This window comes from Shewanella sp. UCD-KL12 (assembly GCF_001957125.1).
Classification (GTDB): Bacteria; Pseudomonadota; Gammaproteobacteria; order Enterobacterales; family Shewanellaceae; genus Shewanella.
In genome coordinates this window covers 1,155,799-1,173,365 of record NZ_MPHJ01000001.1, presented here as the reverse complement: position 1 = coordinate 1,173,365, position 17,567 = coordinate 1,155,799, and the positions used below count along the sequence as shown (strand labels likewise).

General features: G+C 42.7%; 13 protein-coding genes. 1 reads left to right on the top strand and 12 read right to left on the bottom strand.

Annotated features, from left to right (window positions below; translation table 11 throughout):
- Window positions 1-95: 95 nt before the first annotated feature.
- The 11 genes from BM736_RS04925 to htpX all read right to left on the bottom strand — a co-directional run bounded on the left by BM736_RS04925 (window position 96) and on the right by htpX (window position 15,340).
- Entirely contained in the window at window positions 96-1,832 is a 1,737-nt protein-coding gene (locus tag BM736_RS04925) for a curlin (RefSeq protein ID WP_076409292.1), read from the bottom strand.
- Window positions 1,833-2,266: 434 nt separating this feature from the next.
- The gene (locus BM736_RS04920) at window positions 2,267-3,451 is read right to left on the bottom strand and encodes a lipopolysaccharide assembly protein LapB (RefSeq protein WP_076409289.1); all 1,185 of its coding nucleotides are present in this window, start codon (window positions 3,449-3,451) and stop codon (window positions 2,267-2,269) included.
- A 158-nt stretch (window positions 3,452-3,609) separates the two neighbouring features.
- Window positions 3,610-5,448, bottom strand: coding sequence for a bifunctional protein-serine/threonine kinase/phosphatase (locus tag BM736_RS04915; RefSeq protein ID WP_083699840.1), 1,839 nt, complete (start codon window positions 5,446-5,448; stop codon window positions 3,610-3,612).
- Between the two features lie 131 nt (window positions 5,449-5,579).
- Window positions 5,580-7,046 (bottom strand): NarK family nitrate/nitrite MFS transporter, encoded by a 1,467-nt coding sequence (locus BM736_RS04910; RefSeq protein ID WP_076409286.1) that lies wholly within the window; start codon window positions 7,044-7,046, stop codon window positions 5,580-5,582.
- A gap of 22 nt (window positions 7,047-7,068) precedes the next feature.
- On the bottom strand, window positions 7,069-7,398 hold the full coding sequence (gene nirD / locus BM736_RS04905; RefSeq protein WP_076409284.1) for a nitrite reductase small subunit NirD: 330 nt from the start codon (window positions 7,396-7,398) through the stop codon (window positions 7,069-7,071).
- A 26-nt stretch (window positions 7,399-7,424) separates the two neighbouring features.
- Window positions 7,425-10,046 carry a nitrite reductase large subunit NirB gene (gene nirB, locus BM736_RS04900; protein WP_076409282.1) on the bottom strand — a complete coding sequence of 874 codons (2,622 nt, stop codon included), beginning with the start codon at window positions 10,044-10,046 and terminating at the stop codon, window positions 7,425-7,427.
- Window positions 10,047-10,297: 251 nt separating this feature from the next.
- Complete coding sequence (locus BM736_RS04895) at window positions 10,298-10,858, bottom strand: ANTAR domain-containing response regulator (RefSeq protein WP_076409280.1); 561 nt, start codon at window positions 10,856-10,858, stop codon at window positions 10,298-10,300.
- On the bottom strand, window positions 10,855-12,138 hold the full coding sequence (locus BM736_RS04890; RefSeq protein ID WP_076409928.1) for a glycosyl transferase: 1,284 nt from the start codon (window positions 12,136-12,138) through the stop codon (window positions 10,855-10,857). The genes BM736_RS04895 and BM736_RS04890 overlap by 4 nt, the downstream gene beginning before the upstream one ends.
- Before the next feature lie 42 nt (window positions 12,139-12,180).
- Window positions 12,181-13,050, bottom strand: coding sequence for a uroporphyrinogen-III C-methyltransferase (gene cobA / locus BM736_RS04885; RefSeq protein ID WP_076409277.1), 870 nt, complete (start codon window positions 13,048-13,050; stop codon window positions 12,181-12,183).
- 443 nt (window positions 13,051-13,493) lie between these two features.
- Window positions 13,494-13,838 carry a cytochrome c3 family protein gene (locus BM736_RS04880; protein ID WP_076409926.1) on the bottom strand — a complete coding sequence of 115 codons (345 nt, stop codon included), beginning with the start codon at window positions 13,836-13,838 and terminating at the stop codon, window positions 13,494-13,496.
- 641 nt (window positions 13,839-14,479) lie between these two features.
- Window positions 14,480-15,340, bottom strand: a complete 861-nt coding sequence (gene htpX / locus BM736_RS04875) for a protease HtpX (RefSeq protein WP_076409275.1) — start codon at window positions 15,338-15,340, stop codon at window positions 14,480-14,482.
- A 349-nt stretch (window positions 15,341-15,689) separates the two neighbouring features.
- Here htpX and BM736_RS04870 point away from each other — a divergent pair, with 349 nt between their 5' ends.
- On the top strand, window positions 15,690-16,709 hold the full coding sequence (locus tag BM736_RS04870; RefSeq protein WP_083699838.1) for a tripartite tricarboxylate transporter substrate binding protein: 1,020 nt from the start codon (window positions 15,690-15,692) through the stop codon (window positions 16,707-16,709).
- A 102-nt stretch (window positions 16,710-16,811) separates the two neighbouring features.
- Here the strand turns inward: BM736_RS04870 and bioD are convergent, their stop codons facing one another.
- Window positions 16,812-17,513, bottom strand: coding sequence for a dethiobiotin synthase (bioD, locus tag BM736_RS04865; protein WP_076409273.1), 702 nt, complete (start codon window positions 17,511-17,513; stop codon window positions 16,812-16,814).
- Between the last annotated feature and the right edge of the window lie 54 nt (window positions 17,514-17,567).

The window sequence follows — 17,567 nt, the reverse complement described above, 5'->3', positions numbered from 1 at the left end:
GAGATAAGTAATAAGTTCATATCCACTCTCTATACAAGATGTTTAAGGCAGAAAAAAAGGGCCGAAGCCCTTTTTTTACCTCAATATAAAAAAGTTTATATTGTAGGAACAGTTCCCTGCGTGATTGTTACGCTGTTAGAAGAACCAACGCTGGTAACAGTTGCAGTGTTGTATGAGTCAGTTTGAGTCACATTAACATGATTACTACTTCCACCATCTACAAACACATCAGTTATATGGTTATTACCAACTTGAGAGACAAATATCTCGTTATCACTACCCCACCAAGATTCTACTGCAGCATCATTAAACTCACCATCTTGTGCAATATCTACTATAGAGCCGTCATTTGAAGAGTCTGCATAAGCCGTGTTGTCATCACCACTCTGAGCTATATTTAACGTATTGTCTGAACCATAAGTAGCTGAACCAACACCACTACCGTGTATGTTACTTGCATTTGGGTTTTCAGAAACACTGTTTCTATCACCCGTTTGAGTAATTGTTGTTACACTGTTACCGCCACCAAAACTTGCTGCACCCACATAGTTTTCTTGGCCAGATTGACTAACAGAGATAGTATTATCATGACTATCGGCCCCTTGTGCTATAACCACTTGGTTTGAGTTACCAATCTGACTTAGCGTCGCAATATCATTTGTACCACCTTGAGAGACTGTAGCAGTATTACCTAAGCCTAAATCGCTACCACTTTGAACTAAAGTCAGTGAGTTATTCAAACCTGACTGAGTCACACCAGCTATATTCGAAAAATCACTTTGAGTAATTGTCGCTTTGTGATCAGCGCCTGATTGCGCCACAGTCGCTCCGTTACTCTCACCTATTTGAGCAACCTTTGCAAAACTGCCTGAGCTTGTTTGCGCAACAGTCACACTGTTACTGGCACCTGTTTGGTCAATATCAGCTTCATTCTCATTACCATCTTGATCAACATCAGCTGTATTAGCTGTAGCTGTTTGGTCAACGTTAGCTATGTTAGAATTACCGCCTTGAAAGACATCAGCGCTATTTGATTCAGCACTTTGTTTTACATTAGCCGTGTTTAAGTCACCCTCTTGTAGTACAACAGCGCTGTTGTACATAGCAGTCTGACTAACAGTACTATTGTTAGTATTACCAGTTTGAGTTAATGAAGCGTTAGTTGTATCAGATCCTGCGCTATGCATTCCGTTGCCAGTGTTCTGAGTAATTGAACCTATGTTGCCTGCACCAGTTTGAGTTAGGTCGGCCGCTGCTGAATCTGAATCATTTTGAGAAATAATCGCACTATTACCCGTACCTAGGTTTTGCTCGATTGTAGCGGTTGCATTATCAGACCAGAAGTTATCAACTTCTGCAATATCACCATTACCATTTTGAGTGATAGTAGAGACCGCTGCATCACCGTTATTCTGAGTAATTGTTGCAGTATTTGTATCACCTCTTTGGGTCACTGTTGCAGTAGCAGCAAGAGCGTTATTTAGCTTCTGTGTAACATAAGCTTTATTGTCTGAACCAATAGTATCCACTGTCGCAACAGAAGTTTGAGTTGCATCTGACTGTTCTACAGTTGCTAAGTTTCTTTCACCATCTTGGTCAATATCTGCGGTAGATTCAGAAGTACGAGCCTGGGTTGCGTTTGCAACGTTGCTTGTACCAATTTGATTGATTGTCACGTCATTATTAACACTTTCATCAACTTGTGTGACTGTTGCAGAGTTACTTGTACCATTTTGGTCAACAGTAGCTCTGTTTTCAGTACTGTCTGCATTTGCTCCGAATGATGCAAATAGTGCAGCCGAAACTAATAGCGCAATTTTAGAATGTTTCATTTCCCTGACTTCCTTTTCCATAGCTTAGTTAATGGCTGACAAAGCGTTATCACTATGTAGCGAACTCACTAGGTCATACCGAATCATTATCTAGACAAACAACATATTGAAATACTTACTTCCAAACATAATTAACTTGATAGTAAAATAAGAAGGTTAAACCCATCATCTCGCTATATTCAACCTGTCTAATTATGATTATCAAGTTTAATTGCAGGCTATTATGAGGAGTAAACAGGTCAACATCATCCCTCTAGAGTATTAACAACTCTTAACCAAAGGGATCGTTTTTGAGGGGGGGGAATAGACTAAACAACTAGGGCTTATAAAACTTTATACCTACAAGCCTAGAAGCTATAAAAGAGGAAATAAATGACTAACGCTTTGGAATGATGACTTTTATCAAGCTTCAACTCAACATCGACTAACCAGACTTACATCTGCTCCAGCCAGTTCAGTTTTGCTAGGTATTGTTTTTGGCTCTGTGGTAGCTCAGCGTATTCTAACGCTAACTTGATTGAACTCTTCGCTAATACTTCTCTACCCATGGCGTATTGTGCTTTAGCCAAGTCAAAATAAGCTTGATGATAATAGGGGGTATTATTCAAAAATTTATTAAAATAGACTTCAGCGCTTTTAAAATCGCCATTTTTCATTGCACTTTTCCCTATCAGATACCAATCATAGGGGTTGCTATCTTCAAGTTGTAACAGCTGTTTCTTAATTTCCTCAGCGGCTAAAGTGTTGCCCTGTTTTGATAATAGGAAGTAATAATTACTCAATAAGCTAATTTTTGAATCCGTTACATCGAGACCATATTGATAAATCCGTTCTGCAGTATCTTCATCACCTTTGCGCCTATGAATTATCGCCATCATATTGATAAGAGGTGCATACAACTCATCATAACTCAGCCCTTTCTCCAATAGTTGGTAGGCGAGGTCAAAGTTTCCCGCTAATAGTGAATCTGCAGCAAGGTTCCTATAAAACATAGCAAAAAACTGTTGCTCATTGATAACTTTGCCGGTTCTATCGTAACGTCCTGGGAAGTAATCTAATATTACATAGTCTCGGTTAAAAAAAAGAGTCGTGGCACTTTGTACCTCATTACTCTCTTCATACAGATAGGTTCGAACATGATCAGAGGTCACCGCAATATTTTCAGTTACCTCAAGCAACATAGGCTCAGTATGCATTACTTGAAATGCCGATTTTACCCCGAGCTGTTTTGCAACAGCAAAGGTCAATAGTGCTAGTGACATACAGTTCCCACCCGCATTATCCATCGCTTCACTCGCTGTATAATTGACGCCTTCATAATTAAAGTTCACCAATTTTTTTGATAAATATTCAAATACTTGCTTATTTTTCGGTAGTTTTCTGATGTCAGGCTGAGATACGAATACCTCAATCTCTTGCACTTGTATTGGAGTAAGAGAGGTTAATTGGCTAAGTGATGGAACTTGCTCATCAGGTAGCTGAAAAAGCTGTTGATTGGTTTGTGGGAGTTGCGGTTTTAGATTTAATTTTTTAGAAGGCGAACTTGAACATGCTGTCAGTAATATAAGTACTAGCAGAGTTAAACTCCATCTTAAGCTACTGCGGTCAGTACGACACATAATAGAACTCCAACTCCATGAGTATTTATTAGTACAAAATCAACTTAATTTAAGAATAACCTATATTAAAAACCCCAAGCTGGCAAGTATCCCTTAGTATAGTTAGTGGCTTTAATTGGCATATAATCAGTTGGTTATAAGGTTAGTTGGTTATAAGATTAGTTGAGTAATAACAGCAATGTGGTGATGCCAAAAATGAGTGTCATACCTTGCCAGAACCTAACCGGGTCTCTTTCTAACAATGAACGTCCCATCTCAGGTTTATCCCAATTAGCTAAGGGTTGCTTAAGCTCAAAAATTAGTTCACTGGTATCATCCTGACGACTTGAGGGATCGAAATTAAGTGCTCTCTTTATAGGGGGATCCATCCATAATGGGATTAACGGATTGAGCTCATAACAGGGCACATATTCTAAGTTAAGATAATCAGATTTAGTTCGGCATTGTGCTAGCTTACCTTTGAAGGGGAGTTGACCTGTCAACATCTCATAGGTTAATACTGCCATCGAAAACAGATCAGCCTTATTCGTGACTCGGTATCCAAGTACACTCTCAGGGGCAGAATAGTCTGCAGTACCTAAAATAATGTCTCGCTCGAGCGGCGTGGCTATTTCGGCAATGCCCTTGATATAACATGACCCAAAATCGATAATTTTTACTTGCCCTTCATAAGTCAGTAAAATATTGTCAGGCTTTAAGTCTTGATGAATAGTCTCTTTACGATGAAATGCCCTCACCCCTGTTTCTATCTGTTTTAACAGCAAGAGTACTTCCTGCACCGACGCCTTAGGGTTACGCGCTATCCAAGTGGCTAATGAGATGCCATTAAGATGTTCAGTCACATAATACAGCGCACTTTTTTCCCGCTCTCTATCCAATAACTTAACCACATTAGGGCTACTTATTCTGTGGCCTATCCAGCTCTCGAGCATAAACCGCTCGATATAAGCGCCATCGTCAATGTAATTAACCGAGGGGGTTTTAATACATCGCTTTTTACCTTCGCTGTTTGATACTAGATACACCTGACTCCGCTGACTTTGGTGCAGTACCTGCTCAACGGTATAACCATCTAACCTCATCCCTTCAGATAAAGGCGGTGGAAAAGGCAACTTGGATAACTGCTGATAGAGATCATCGATATTTTGCTTAGGCAGCATATCGATAGATAACAGCTGGCAGCTGACATTATCTAAGCTACCTGCATCGGTAGCTTGAATGCACAATGACTGACAAAATTGATCGAAGTCTCTCATTGAGACAGCTTGACGGCTAAACCTCAATAACTTTGCCGCTAACTCTTGATCACTAATAACATCGTGGATCCCGTCGGTCGTCAACAGATACAGGTCATCTTGTTGTAGCTCAAACGTTTGGTAATCAACATCCAGATTAACATCTAAACCTAGCGCTCTTGCCAGATAGCGTTTGCCTTTACCAAGTACGGTGACATGATCCCGGCTGAGTCGCTCAATTTTTCCAGCTCTGAATCGATAGGCTCTTGAGTCCCCCACATGCAACAAGTGAGCACTGCAAGATTTAAAAACTAAAGCCGTAAAGGTACACACATAACCCCGCTGCGCTTCTCGATAATCTTGACCTAGGCCATATAGCCAACGATTCAAAGCAGTGAGTACTTGGCTACTGGACTTTTCAACACTCCAGGTATCTGGGGTAGAGTAGTAATCCGAGATAAAATTACTGACACTGATATAACTGGCTTTTTCAGCGGCCTCTGCGGCGCTCACACCGTCACAAATTATTGATACTGCACCTTTGGTTGTCAGCATCATGCCATCTGGAATACGAATGCCGATTGCATCTTCATTGGTCGACTTAGCCCCTTGAGCTGAAAATTGCCCCGCAGCAATTCCAAGCTCTCCATTCAAAGGCAAGTCTGAATTCACTGCCAGTTGACCATTATGGGATGCAGCCGAAGCACTAGCAGACTTGGCCGTTACCTCCTCTAAAGCTGTACTCCCAATCGCTGATGACATCTAATGTTTCCTTTTTTAGCCGGATATTCTTTAATCTAGCGCCTAGCAGCTAGAATCTAACACCTAACTCCTTTGGCCTAGGCGCTATGGTAATGAACAAAGGTCGGTATAGATTGCTCAATTAATGTTTATCAATTCACATTAATTAAGGTCACTTCACCTTGCTCATTCACTTCAGCGATATGCCCCTTGGGTTCAGTTAAAAACAGTAAGCTCACCAGGCCAAGTAATGCACTCGCTGCAATCACATAAAAGAATACCTGCGTTGAAACCATAGAGTACACGGTTAAGAAAAATACCGCGCCGACATTACCGTAGGCACCTGTCATTCCTGCAATTTGTCCAGTTAAACGGCGTTTTATCAAAGGGACTGCAGCGAATACTGCCCCCTCGCCGCCTTGAACAAAGAAAGAGCACGTCATCACCATCAATACGGCCAGAGGCAATGACCAGTCAGAGGATATCTGTGCCATACCAAAGTATCCTAAAGCTAAACCCGCAGTCAAAATCATCAAGGTTGGCTTACGACCAAATCGGTCACTTATCCAGCCACCACCAGGCCTTGATACCAAATTCATAAAAGCATAACTTGAAGCCAGCAAACCTGCTTGAGCGAGTCCTAGCTCAAAGGTTTCGGCAAAATACAGAGGCAACATAGAAACAACCGCCAGCTCAGAGCCAAATGTTGAGAAATACAGAACATTTAATACAGCGACTTGCTTAAAAGGATAGCGCTCAAACTCAGGCACAGGGCCTGAAAATATATGCTTATTCACCTGATAAGTTTGATACAGGTCAACCATAAGAACGCCAACCAAGATAGCGTATATTCCGTAGACCTCCACCTGAGTGAACATCTTCACACCAGCAGGTGATAACTTCCAAGCTAGCAGTGCTAAGGTTGCGTACATGGGGAGTTTCATCACTATCAGTAACGCTAAATCTCCCTTACTGGTCACTTCAAGTGCACCGGCTTTTTTGGGCTTAAAGTAGGTTGAACCTTTTGGCGTGTCTGAGACATTAAAATAATAGACAAAGGCAAACATAAAGCTCAAAATACCTGTAAATCCTATGGCATATCGCCAGCCATCCTCTCCCCCAAAAGCAAGTGCAATTACTGGTAAGGTAAACGCTGCAGCTGCGGAGCCGAAGTTGCCCCATCCACCGTAAATACCTTCTGCAGTCCCTAGCTCTTTTGCCGGAAACCACTCACTCACCATACGAATACCGATGACAAAGCCTGCACCAATAAAACCCAGTAGAAAGCGAGCTAGCGCTAGTTGCTCGAAGGTATTACCTAGCGCAAACATGAAGCAGGGAAAGCTACACAAGATAAGCAATGTCGAGTAGGTCAGTCTTGGACCAAACTTATCCGTCACCATGCCTATAATGATCCGCGCAGGGATGGTTAGTGCCACATTTAAAATAAGCAATGTCTTAATTTGCTCATTGGTCAGCCCTAAACTTTGGGCTATCACACTCATTAATGGCGCGGCATTAAACCACACCATGAAACTGATGAAAAATGCCATCCAACTCAAGTGCATGATTTTCATCTTTCCCGAGAAAGAAAATATATTAAACTTGTCAGAACTCATCATTACCACCTTATATCTATGACTATTTACCAGCACTTTTCACTAATACCCGTCCATCTTCACTTTTGACTTGATAGACGTTGACGCGTAATGACTCATCTTCGATACAGGAGCCGTTATGTAAGCTGTAATGTTGCTTATGCAGCGGAGATGCGACAAATATCCCCCCTTCAAGATCGCAAATAAGCCCCCGTGACAGCACGCTCACTCCAGTGGCGGGATCGGTATTATCCAATGCAAATAAACCCCGTTCGCCTAGGTTAAAAATGGCAATCGCTCTGTTCTCAAACCAAGCCGCTACCCCACCAAAACTAGGCAGTGCTTTCTCTTCGCAAATAATGACCCAATTCATATTAAAACTCCTTTAAGCCAATGGCCCTACTTAACTAATTCATCTGTATTTTCAACGATGGCATCTACTGGCAGGTTAATAACCTCAATATTGCCAATAGCAGCTGCTGGGAACTTTTGTCCGCGACTATAACGATATTGCTCGACATCGACGTCAGGCATTTTCTCAGGGTTAACAAACTCACTAAAACGAGAAAGGAACTCGGGACTTTCAAGACTTGTTCGCCACTCGCACTGATAAGTTGCGACCACTTTTTCCATCTGTGCTTCCAGCTCATTGGTAACGCCAAGGCAGTCATCGATAACCACCGACTTAAGGTAATCAAGCCCTCCCTCCAACGTCTCAAGCCATACAGAGGTTCTCTGTAAACGGGCTGCAGTTTTGGCATAAAACATCAAAATACGATCTATGTAAGTAACAAGTTCAGAGGTTGAAAGGTCAGTCGCAAACAGGTCACCATGCCTTGGACGCATGCCACCATTACCGCCAACAAAGAGGTTCCAACCTTTGTCACTGGCTATCACACCGATATCTTTACTTTGGGCCTCGGCACACTCACGAGTACAGCCAGACACGGCAAATTTAATCTTATGAGGGGCGCGCAAACCTTTGTAACGATTCTCAAGATCTATAGCTAAGCCCACTGAATCTTGCACGCCATAACGACACCAAGTACTTCCAACACAAGACTTAACCGTTCTCAATGATTTTCCGTAAGCATGCCCAGTCTCAAATCCTTGCTCAATCAGCTCTTGCCAGATCATCGGTAGCTCAGATAGTTGGGCACCAAACAAGTCAATACGTTGACCGCCAGTGATCTTGGTATAGAGATCATGACGTTTAGCGATGACCCCGAGTGCTATAAGTTTGTCTGGCGTAATTTCACCACCAGCAATTCGAGGCACCACAGAGTAAGAGCCATCTTTTTGTAGGTTGCCTAAGTAAGCATCATTGGTATCTTGTAGGTTGGCATGTTGAATATTGAGTACATACTCATTATGTAAAGTGGCAAAAATGGAGGCTGCTGCAGGTTTACAGATCTCACAACCTAGCCCCAATACACCTGAGTCTCCATGACCATGGGTTTGAATTAGCGTATTAAAGTCGCCTATCCCTTCTAGCTGACAGAGGTGGAATAGCTCCTGCCTATCATATTCAAAATGACAACAGATCCCCTTCTCGGTCTCTAGTCCCTGGGCTTCCATGGCTTGAGTGATCACGGTTTGAACTAAAGCACTACAACCGCCACAACCTGAAGCCGCTTTGGTGCAGGCTTTCACTTCAGCCAGACTGTGAGACCCAGCCTCGACGCTTGCCACTATGTCTGCTTTAGTCACTTGATGACAAGAGCAGATAATCGCATCATCTTTCATATCTAGACTCGCGCCCTCTTCTTGCTGCAACAAGTCTATTGCAGGTATATCGAGTGCATCACCTGATAGATATTGATTGAGCAAGACACTGTAATCACTCGCATCACCGACCAACACAGCCCCTTTCAGGTAGCGGCCTGACTCATCAAGCCATAGCTTCTTATAGGTACCCGCTTGATTATCGGTAAGTTCAACAAATTGTGCATTGTCAAAACCACGGCTTTCACCGATTGAAGCGACATCAACGCCAAGCAATTTAAGCTTAGTGCTCATATCTGCCCCATCGAACGTAACCAGAGCACTTGATGGTTCTTCTTTAATTGCTTTCGACGCAATATGAGATACGGCGGCTCTCGCCATCTGGTAACCCGGTGCCACCAAACCGAATATTTTGTGCTGCCAAAGTGCACATTCCCCGATGGCGTAGACGTCATCGGCAGAGGTCAGACAGTTATCATCAATAACAATTCCACCACGCTCGCCCACTTCAATGCCATTTTCTTTTGCTAAACGGTCTTGAGGTCTTATGCCTGCCGAAAAGACAATCAAGTCAGTTTCTAGATAGGTATCATCACTAAAGTTCATCCGATGGAGTGATGTTTCACCTGCGATTATCCCTGTTGTAGCCTTACTGGTATGTACCGAAACACCCAGTGCTTCAATTTTCTCACAAAGCAGGTCTCCAGCTTTATCGTTCAGTTGTACAGGCATAAGTTGAGGTGCAAATTCAACCACATGAGTATCTAACCCTAATGTTAATAAGGCATTAGCGGCTTCTAACCCCAATAAACCACCACCTATCACCACTCCAGATGTCGACTTTTCTGCGGCTTGCTGTATCTGCTTTAGATCATCAATTGTGCGATAGACCATGCATTGTGACCTATCTTTACCCTCTATGGGTGGTACAAATGGGTAAGAACCGGTTGCCAGCACCAGTTTGTCATAAAACCAGAAGTCACCATCTTGTGTGTGTAAACACTTGTTATCTGTATCGAGCCTTGTCACCTCTTTGCCAAGGTGTAAGGTCACTCCCTGCTTGGCATATGCCTCAGCATTCGCCAACATTAAGCTATCGGCACTGCCCGTATCGAAGTATTTAGACAGTTGCACCCTGTCATAGGCGGCAAGTTGTTCGCTGCCAAATACGTCTACCTGGAAGTGGTCATTAATCCCAAGATCGCACAGTTGCTCTATAAAGTTATGGCCAACCATGCCATTTCCCACGACCAAAAGCTTAGGCTTACGCTCCAAATCTGTTTTTGCACACCCCATAACGTACTCCTATCTCTTTTAAACTTACCTATCTTTAAAAGCAAAAGGCGCCATGCTCTCAAAAGAGAACATGGCGCCATTGCCAGTCAGAACATAAATTTTTATTTTACTTATTGTTTACATTGCAGTGACTATGCCAAAAACAATAATGATGTAAACCACTGTTTTAATGATGGATTCAATATTGGTTAGGAGAGATAAAGCCGAGTAAACGCACAAGCAAGGCGCCATTGCACCAATTTGGGTGGGAATTAGTTTAGGGGGAATTGAAGTATGAACTGCTCAACAGAAATGCCAGCTTCCATCGCTTGTTTTTGCAACAGTTTATGGGCTTGAGGTTCTGTTAAGCCATTTAGCTGCAATTTTGCTTTTACTTTAGCAATTAGTTTTTGTGCATCAAGAGCTGACTCTAGTTGCTCAATTTTCTGTTGCTGCACATGTGCAACGCTGAACCTTAATTTGGCTAGCTCTATGCGCTGCGCTAACCTATCGAGATCTACGCTTGCTAGATCTAAGTCTGCCAATTCAAATGTTACCCTGCCACATTTAAGTAACCTCATTAAGGTTTCTTGCTGATAAGTTTGAGCCTGAACTATGATAGGAATGGGGGCGAATTTCATAATACGTAACAGTAGTTGAAGAGCGACATCATTTATTTCAACACAGGTAAAAATAAGCACATCTTCCTCATCTGAAAGTGTCATACGCTCAATATCTTGTAACTTAATTAAATGAGTAACGTCATACTCATTGAATGTATCAGTGATAAGAAACTTATCAGTTTGCTCAGTGAAGCAGGTAAAAAGTGTCATCTCTCTCTCCATGCCATCTCCGCCAACGATTCAGCTTCAGCTACGGACTGACTTTTTGCCTGCAGCAGATAAACCGCTGTCAAGGTACTAATAACACTCGCTTTGGCAATACATCTCAGCTTTTTTAGGGTCGCATCACAAAGGGCGATCTCATTATCGCTCGTACAATTTGCTTCACCGTCAGCAAGAACACGTAAATCCTCATCAGAATCTGAATCCCATATCTGCCTCAATAATTGACTCCCTTGCTTGGGTAAAAGCGTTAGCGATGATGATAATGTACTAATTCCTACCAAGCCTTCGAGTCGTGTAGGAAGCAACATACCTAGACTCTTTTGGTTTGAAGTAATACTAAAATGCGTTGAAATACGTGGGTTAACTTCAGTTTCACCTTGTACCCCTTTAAAAATACCGACTCGGCCGTTAAGCGCAAATGCCTGCACAGCGTATCGACGCTGACTTAGCTCAGACTCACTGCAAATCTCAGCGCTCTTAGCCTCAGTTCTCTTACCCTCAGTGATCTTACCTTCCGTACGCTTACCTTCAGCGCTCTTAACTGCAAAAATATCAGTTTGGCTTGTGTCAACTTCATCGCTATATATCAGCTGTGGGTCTAAACACACCTTCGCCATCAATTTAGCGACGTTTAGATGCATGGTATCGACCCCTGGATGAAAGTAACTGCGTAAGCTCACAGCAGCATTCGCCGGGTTGGTGCAACGAATTGCAGTCTGGAATAAACTTCTAAGACCTAACTCTTGATGCAACGCTCGAAATTGTGCAACCAAAGGGGTAAAACTGTCAGCATCGACATAGCAGATCCCGCTAGTCTCTAATGCCAACTTGGCCTCAACAGGTGTAGTAGCCTTAGGGATCCCAATAGCCTCAACATAAGCCCCAATATGTTTTCTATGGCTTAATGACTTAGGGTCGCCATGCAGTAATACCCTCTCACCTTGACCGGCCAGCACTTTAGCTGCAAGCAGAAGCCAGGGCAATAACTCCCGTTTACCGGCATAGCAGGGCCAGTCGATACTCACATCAAGATTTGACCATTGCTCGCTGATTGTTGATTTTATACCTAATGCTGCACCTGCAACTTCTTCACAGGTCTCCCCCCTCACTCGCATCAGCATTAACGCCGCAGCAAGCTGAGCCTTAGTGCCTATACCTTGAGAAAAACCCTGAATGAGAAATTGAGATTCTTTCATGGTTAAAGCACGAGACCCCTTCTCTCCACGACCTAATGCTTTTACTAGTCCTTGATATGCTTTGCTCATAGCGTCTACAGCCATTTGTAGTTATACCTATTCATCGTGCGCTTAAGCCGACTCACATAAAGCTTTATCAGTCAGACTGTGCGGCTCAATCTGACTGAGTAGCTCTGCTAACCCTTGACCGACATTGACCACTTCACCAACGATCATCAAAGTAGGACCCAGCACCTCAAGCTGCCTGGCAGCATCACTCATAGTGCCTAAATCAGCAAAAGTGAGCTTTTGCTCACTGCGAGCTCCACTGCTGATAAATACCATAGGTAATTCAGTACTGGCACCTGCACTTAATAAGCTATGAGCAATATGAGCTGCCTGCTCTTTACCCATATAAAACACCAATGTCGATTTAATCGATAAAAGCGCTTGCCAATGAACACCATTTTTAGCGGCCCCATCCACAACCGTTCCTGTTACCAAAGTGACAGATCTAGCGACACCTCTGTGCGTTAGCGGGATCCCCGCACTCGCAGCGCAGCCAAGTGCAGCGGTTACGCCTGGAACAAAATGACTGGCAACACCATGTTGTGCGAGAAATAGCGATTCTTCACAGCCACGGCCGAATACATTAGGATCGCCTCCTTTCAACCGGACCACATTCAAGCCCCGCTTTGCACAGGTTAGTATTAGTTGATTAATATCAGCTTGTTTAGCGCTAGGTTGCCCACAGCGTTTACCGGCAAAGTGCATCTCACAGGCACTCGATGCTAAATCAAGAATATCTTCACTGACCAAGCTGTCATAGATAATGGCATCAGCAGCTGAGATAAGTCTTGTAGCTTTGACTGTTAGTAATTCAATGTCGCCGCAGCCAGCCCCCACAATTGCAACTTTCTGCAGATGAGCATGCTTACTCGAAGAGATCAGTTCTTTGGTGTTTATGGCATCTTTCAACTCAACAATTTCAGCACTTTTCATCAGTTACCTACCAGTCTGCTTATAACTATCTTTTCTAGAGTGCAACGGGCGCGCCAACAATTAAGCCACTGATATTAAACGGTAAAGTTATTTTAATTATTTTATCTTTTCGAGAATGAACTCACAATGTGCAAGAGTTTGCACCAAGATCGGGCAATGGGGAGGAAACATGAGCGTAGGGAATGTCTAGTTATGTCTGGAGTATTAAGGACCCTTGGTCTTCTTTATAAGCTTGAGCATAACTCCTTACAAGAGAGAGCCAGACACAACGAAAATTTTAATACCTTGACCTACACGGACGTAGGGAATGTCCAGTTGATGTCAGGAACATCAAGGACCCATGGTAAATTTTCATAAGTGTTCCATACACAAAAACGCCAGCAATTGCTGGCGTTTTTTTGAGTCGATAGCGCTAGTATAACTAGCTAGTCAACACATATTCTCTACTGAGCAGAGTCTGCGGTACGACCATCATCATGACAACTATCACATGTTGGCTTATCACCAACATTCATGTCATGTGGTGCGTGACAATCAGCACACATTAAGTTGCCATCATGTGCAGGGTGAACACCGTCCATCTCTGCTAGGGTACCGTGACAGCTTTGGCACTGTTCAAACTCATAGGCGCCATCTGCAGAAGGCTCACCATCAGCGTGACAAGCTTCACAGCCATCCATTTCAGCATGCATCTCTGCAAGCTCTTGTGGCTCAGCCATAGCAACTGGTGATAATGCCAATGCTGCCATAGCAGCGCCAAATAATGCACTTAGTATTTTTTTGCTCACAATCATATCCTCTTTTAAAGACAGCATAGTGGAGATTTATTGATTAACCCCATCTTGCTCTCAACAGTCTTAGCACGACATTGCATAAAATAGCTAAGGAACTGCAAATACGCAACTTTTCTTGAAGTGAGAATAGCGTCAAAACAAGCAATAAACTGTGAGCTTAATCAAATTACGCTCTTACTTATGTACTGAATTCAGTCATATAGTGAGCCTTATCACATAAACCTTATGCGAAACTGAATAGGCGGACTTTTTTAAGTGCTAAGCTCACAGTTTAAAAAACAATCATAATTATGCAGAATATTTTCATAGTTAATGATAACAATACTCATTAACTATGAGATTTAAGACCGTTACCTTAACCCATTGCCCATACACATTAATGCCACTCCTATTAATTAACTATGGTGCATCTCCCCATAAGATCAACCTAAATGACTAAAAGCATTTGCGGTTAGATAATCGATAAGCGAATAGCAACTAGAATGTTTCACTACTCTTAGTAAAGAGCGGTTGAGTAACAAGTGACTATGCTGGAGAAGTAGAAGTAGAAGTAGAAGTAGAATAGCGTGCAGAACTAAAAATAAAAACGGGAGCCTAAGCTCCCGTTTTCAATGTCTTGCTATCTTACCGAGTGATTAGCTCGCACGTAAAGCAGCGATACGCTTCTCTAGCGGAGGATGACTCATCATCAATTCAGACATAGATTTCTTACCATTAATGCCTAACGCTGACATCTGTGCAGGCATAGCACCGGTAGCAGGTCCCTGACGTAGACGCTCAAGTGCTGCAATCATCTTCTCTTTACCTGCAAGTTGGGCAGCGCCTTCATCGGCCTTGAACTCACGAATACGTGAGAAGTAAGCAACGATCATTGAGGCAAGAATACCAAACAGCATATCGAGAACAAAAACGACACCCATGTAAGCAAACATACCTAAACCTTCACCTTCTTCGTCATTACTAGCTACGAAGTTGTTGATGATCCCTGCAACCACTCGGGCCGCAAAAATAACGAAGGTGTTAACAACACCCTGAATAAGTGTCAGAGTCACCATATCACCATTGGCGACATGACTCACTTCATGTGCAAGTACCCCTTCAATCTCATCTTGGCTCATGCCGTAAAGAAGGCCACTACTTACAGCAACAAGTGCATTATCTTTACTTGGACCTGTAGCAAAAGCATTCAGCTCCTCAGATTGATAGATAGCCACCTCAGGCATCTTAATACCCGCTTTGTCGGCTTGGCGAGCAACGGTTTCAACCAACCAACGTTCTGTGTTATCACGTGGGGTTGTGATCACTTCACAGCCCATGGTCTTTTTAGCCATCCACTTTGAGATTGCTAAACTAAGAAATGCGCCACCAAAACCAAAAATCGAGGCAAAGACAAGTAGTCCGCCCATCGTAGAGGTATTAACCCCCAGTAGTGACATCACAATAGAGGCCACAAGTAAGATTGCCATATTGGTCGCAATCAATAGAAAAATTCGCATTAAATAAACTCCTGTGTGGTACTTAGGTACCTGATGTTGCGTTCTAAAGACATAATATGTCCGAAAAGCGAGAATACAAGGGGAGAAAAGTAAAAAAATGTACAACTGAACAAATTCAACTCAATTCGGGCTCTCTTTAAACTCACAAAAAATTAAGGAGATGCAGTCTAGGAGGCTTACATTAAGTCAATATTAAAAAAGGAGGCTGTCGCTGAATGATGGCTGAAGATCCAATTAATCTTTGTTCATTCACTTACCTCTAATTGAAAGATAGTCACTCAATCAAAACTAGCCAACTTAAATAAGCGCTACACTTTGTAAATCAGTCACTCATTATGATGCCTTTAAAATGAAGCAAGCTATCAGCATGGAGCAGAAAGTGAAACCAGGTAATGCTGTAATACATTATTGCAAAACCTTTATCATTCTTACCTTGCTGATACTTCATTGCGCTCATAGTGTTGCTTCAGTCACTCACGATGAGGTGGTGCAATTTTTAATTCCTGGTAGCGAAGGGGGTGGCTGGGATACCACAGCAAGAGTAACAGGCAATGCATTATTAACCACAGGGATTGCAAAGCGCGTTATTTTTAATAATTATGTGGGCGCGGGAGGTGGGCGTGCACTCATGGATTTTGTGAAAAGTCCAAATAAATACCCCAATACCTTAATGATACAGTCAACACCTCTTCTTTTAAGAAATTTAACCGGTGTTATCGATCTTGGGTATCGAGATGTGATCCCCATCTGCACATTGATTGCCGAGTACCAGGCACTCGTAGTACCTTCAGATTCAAAATTTAATACAGTCTCAGATCTTATTGAAGCGCTGGCTAATTCGCCTGCGCGCAACCCCATTCTGGGCGGTTCATCGATGGGCAGCTTAGATCATATCACTTTGGCATTGATTGCCAATACAGCAGAACTATCAATACCCAAACTGCGCTATATTCCAACCGATGGTGGCGGTGATGCCATGGAGTTACTAAAACGAGAGAAAGGCGTTGCGCTAATCAGCGGACTTGGGGAAGTTATCGGCGCCTATAAACGCAGAGAGGTTAAGATACTAGGTATAACCAGTAGCCAAAGACTAAACAGCTTTCCCGAAATTAAAACATTTTTAGAACAAGGCATAGATGTCGAGTTTTCAAATTGGCGAGGTTTTTTTGTCAATGCAAGTACCCCTGCCGATAAAATCATGCATTATAAAGCTATGCTCGAGCAGCTCAACCAGTCAAAGCAATGGCAAGAGAAAAGAGTAAGCTACCAGTGGCAACCCCTCTTTCTTGAAGGAGCGCAATTAACTGAATTTTTAATTGAACAGGAGGAGTTGATGAAAAATGCGCTGTTTACCTTAGGGATTGAATGAAGTTAGCTATTGAATGAACTTAGATTTTCAGTGAGCTTATTTTCGAATGAACTTAGATTTTCAGTGAGCTTATTTTCGAATGAACTTAGCTATTGATTAACCTTAGTCATCAAAAAAAACATGTTCCAACTCTAAAAAGTCAGCGGCGTTTTCAGCACTAGCATCCTGCAGATAAGGCACGACACCTAAACAAGGGGCATGCATTAACGCTGATAGGCTGGCTAAGTTCTCTTCTAAACAAGCTGTATCTGGCTCAACAATATTGGCCACCCAACCAGCAACCTTTAACCCATCACCGAGTATGGACTCCTGAGTCAACACGGCATGATTGAGGCAACCCAGCTTAACACCAACAACCAAAATCACAGGCAAATCCAGAGCGGCGACAACTTCCGAAAGAAACTTCCCCTCCCCAAGCGGTAGACGCCACCCACCAGCCCCCTCTATTAAACAGGTATCCTTTGAGGCGAGCTCTGCGCTTTGTAAACTTAACTTAAGTTGAGCTAATACTTCAGCAGGTGAAATATCTATCTCAGTCTGCTCTGCAGCTATATGCGGCGCAATTGCAGGCAAAAAAGAAAATGGATTAATGAATTGATAATCCAACTTAATACTAGATTGTGAGATAAGGTTAAGCGCATCTGAATTCCTTAACCCCTCAGCGGTTTTTTCACAACCTGAAGCAATAGGTTTTAACCCTAAGGTATTATGCTTAGGGCTAGTGCGCAGACGCTTACAAAGAATGGCTGATGAGATGAGCGTTTTACCACTGTCTGTGTCGGTACCTGTCACAAAATAATTCATTTATCAGTCTCTTATCAAAATACTTAAATACAAGTGGAACACTATCTAATACCA

Coding starts and splice junctions, on each gene's coding strand:
- BM736_RS04915 (WP_083699840.1), bottom strand. CDS start 5,448: ATGTCATCAGCGATTGGGAGTACAGCTTTAGAGGAGGTAACGGCCAAG.
- cobA (WP_076409277.1), bottom strand. CDS start 13,050: ATGAAAAGTGCTGAAATTGTTGAGTTGAAAGATGCCATAAACACCAAA.
- nirB (WP_076409282.1), bottom strand. CDS start 10,046: ATGGGGTGTGCAAAAACAGATTTGGAGCGTAAGCCTAAGCTTTTGGTC.
- BM736_RS04920 (WP_076409289.1), bottom strand. CDS start 3,451: ATGTGTCGTACTGACCGCAGTAGCTTAAGATGGAGTTTAACTCTGCTA.
- htpX (WP_076409275.1), bottom strand. CDS start 15,340: ATGCGAATTTTTCTATTGATTGCGACCAATATGGCAATCTTACTTGTG.
- bioD (WP_076409273.1), bottom strand. CDS start 17,513: ATGAATTATTTTGTGACAGGTACCGACACAGACAGTGGTAAAACGCTC.
- BM736_RS04890 (WP_076409928.1), bottom strand. CDS start 12,138: ATGAGCAAAGCATATCAAGGACTAGTAAAAGCATTAGGTCGTGGAGAG.
- BM736_RS04870 (WP_083699838.1), top strand. CDS start 15,690: ATGAAGCAAGCTATCAGCATGGAGCAGAAAGTGAAACCAGGTAATGCT.
- nirD (WP_076409284.1), bottom strand. CDS start 7,398: ATGAATTGGGTCATTATTTGCGAAGAGAAAGCACTGCCTAGTTTTGGT.
- BM736_RS04925 (WP_076409292.1), bottom strand. CDS start 1,832: ATGAAACATTCTAAAATTGCGCTATTAGTTTCGGCTGCACTATTTGCA.
- BM736_RS04910 (WP_076409286.1), bottom strand. CDS start 7,046: ATGAGTTCTGACAAGTTTAATATATTTTCTTTCTCGGGAAAGATGAAA.
- BM736_RS04895 (WP_076409280.1), bottom strand. CDS start 10,858: ATGACACTTTTTACCTGCTTCACTGAGCAAACTGATAAGTTTCTTATC.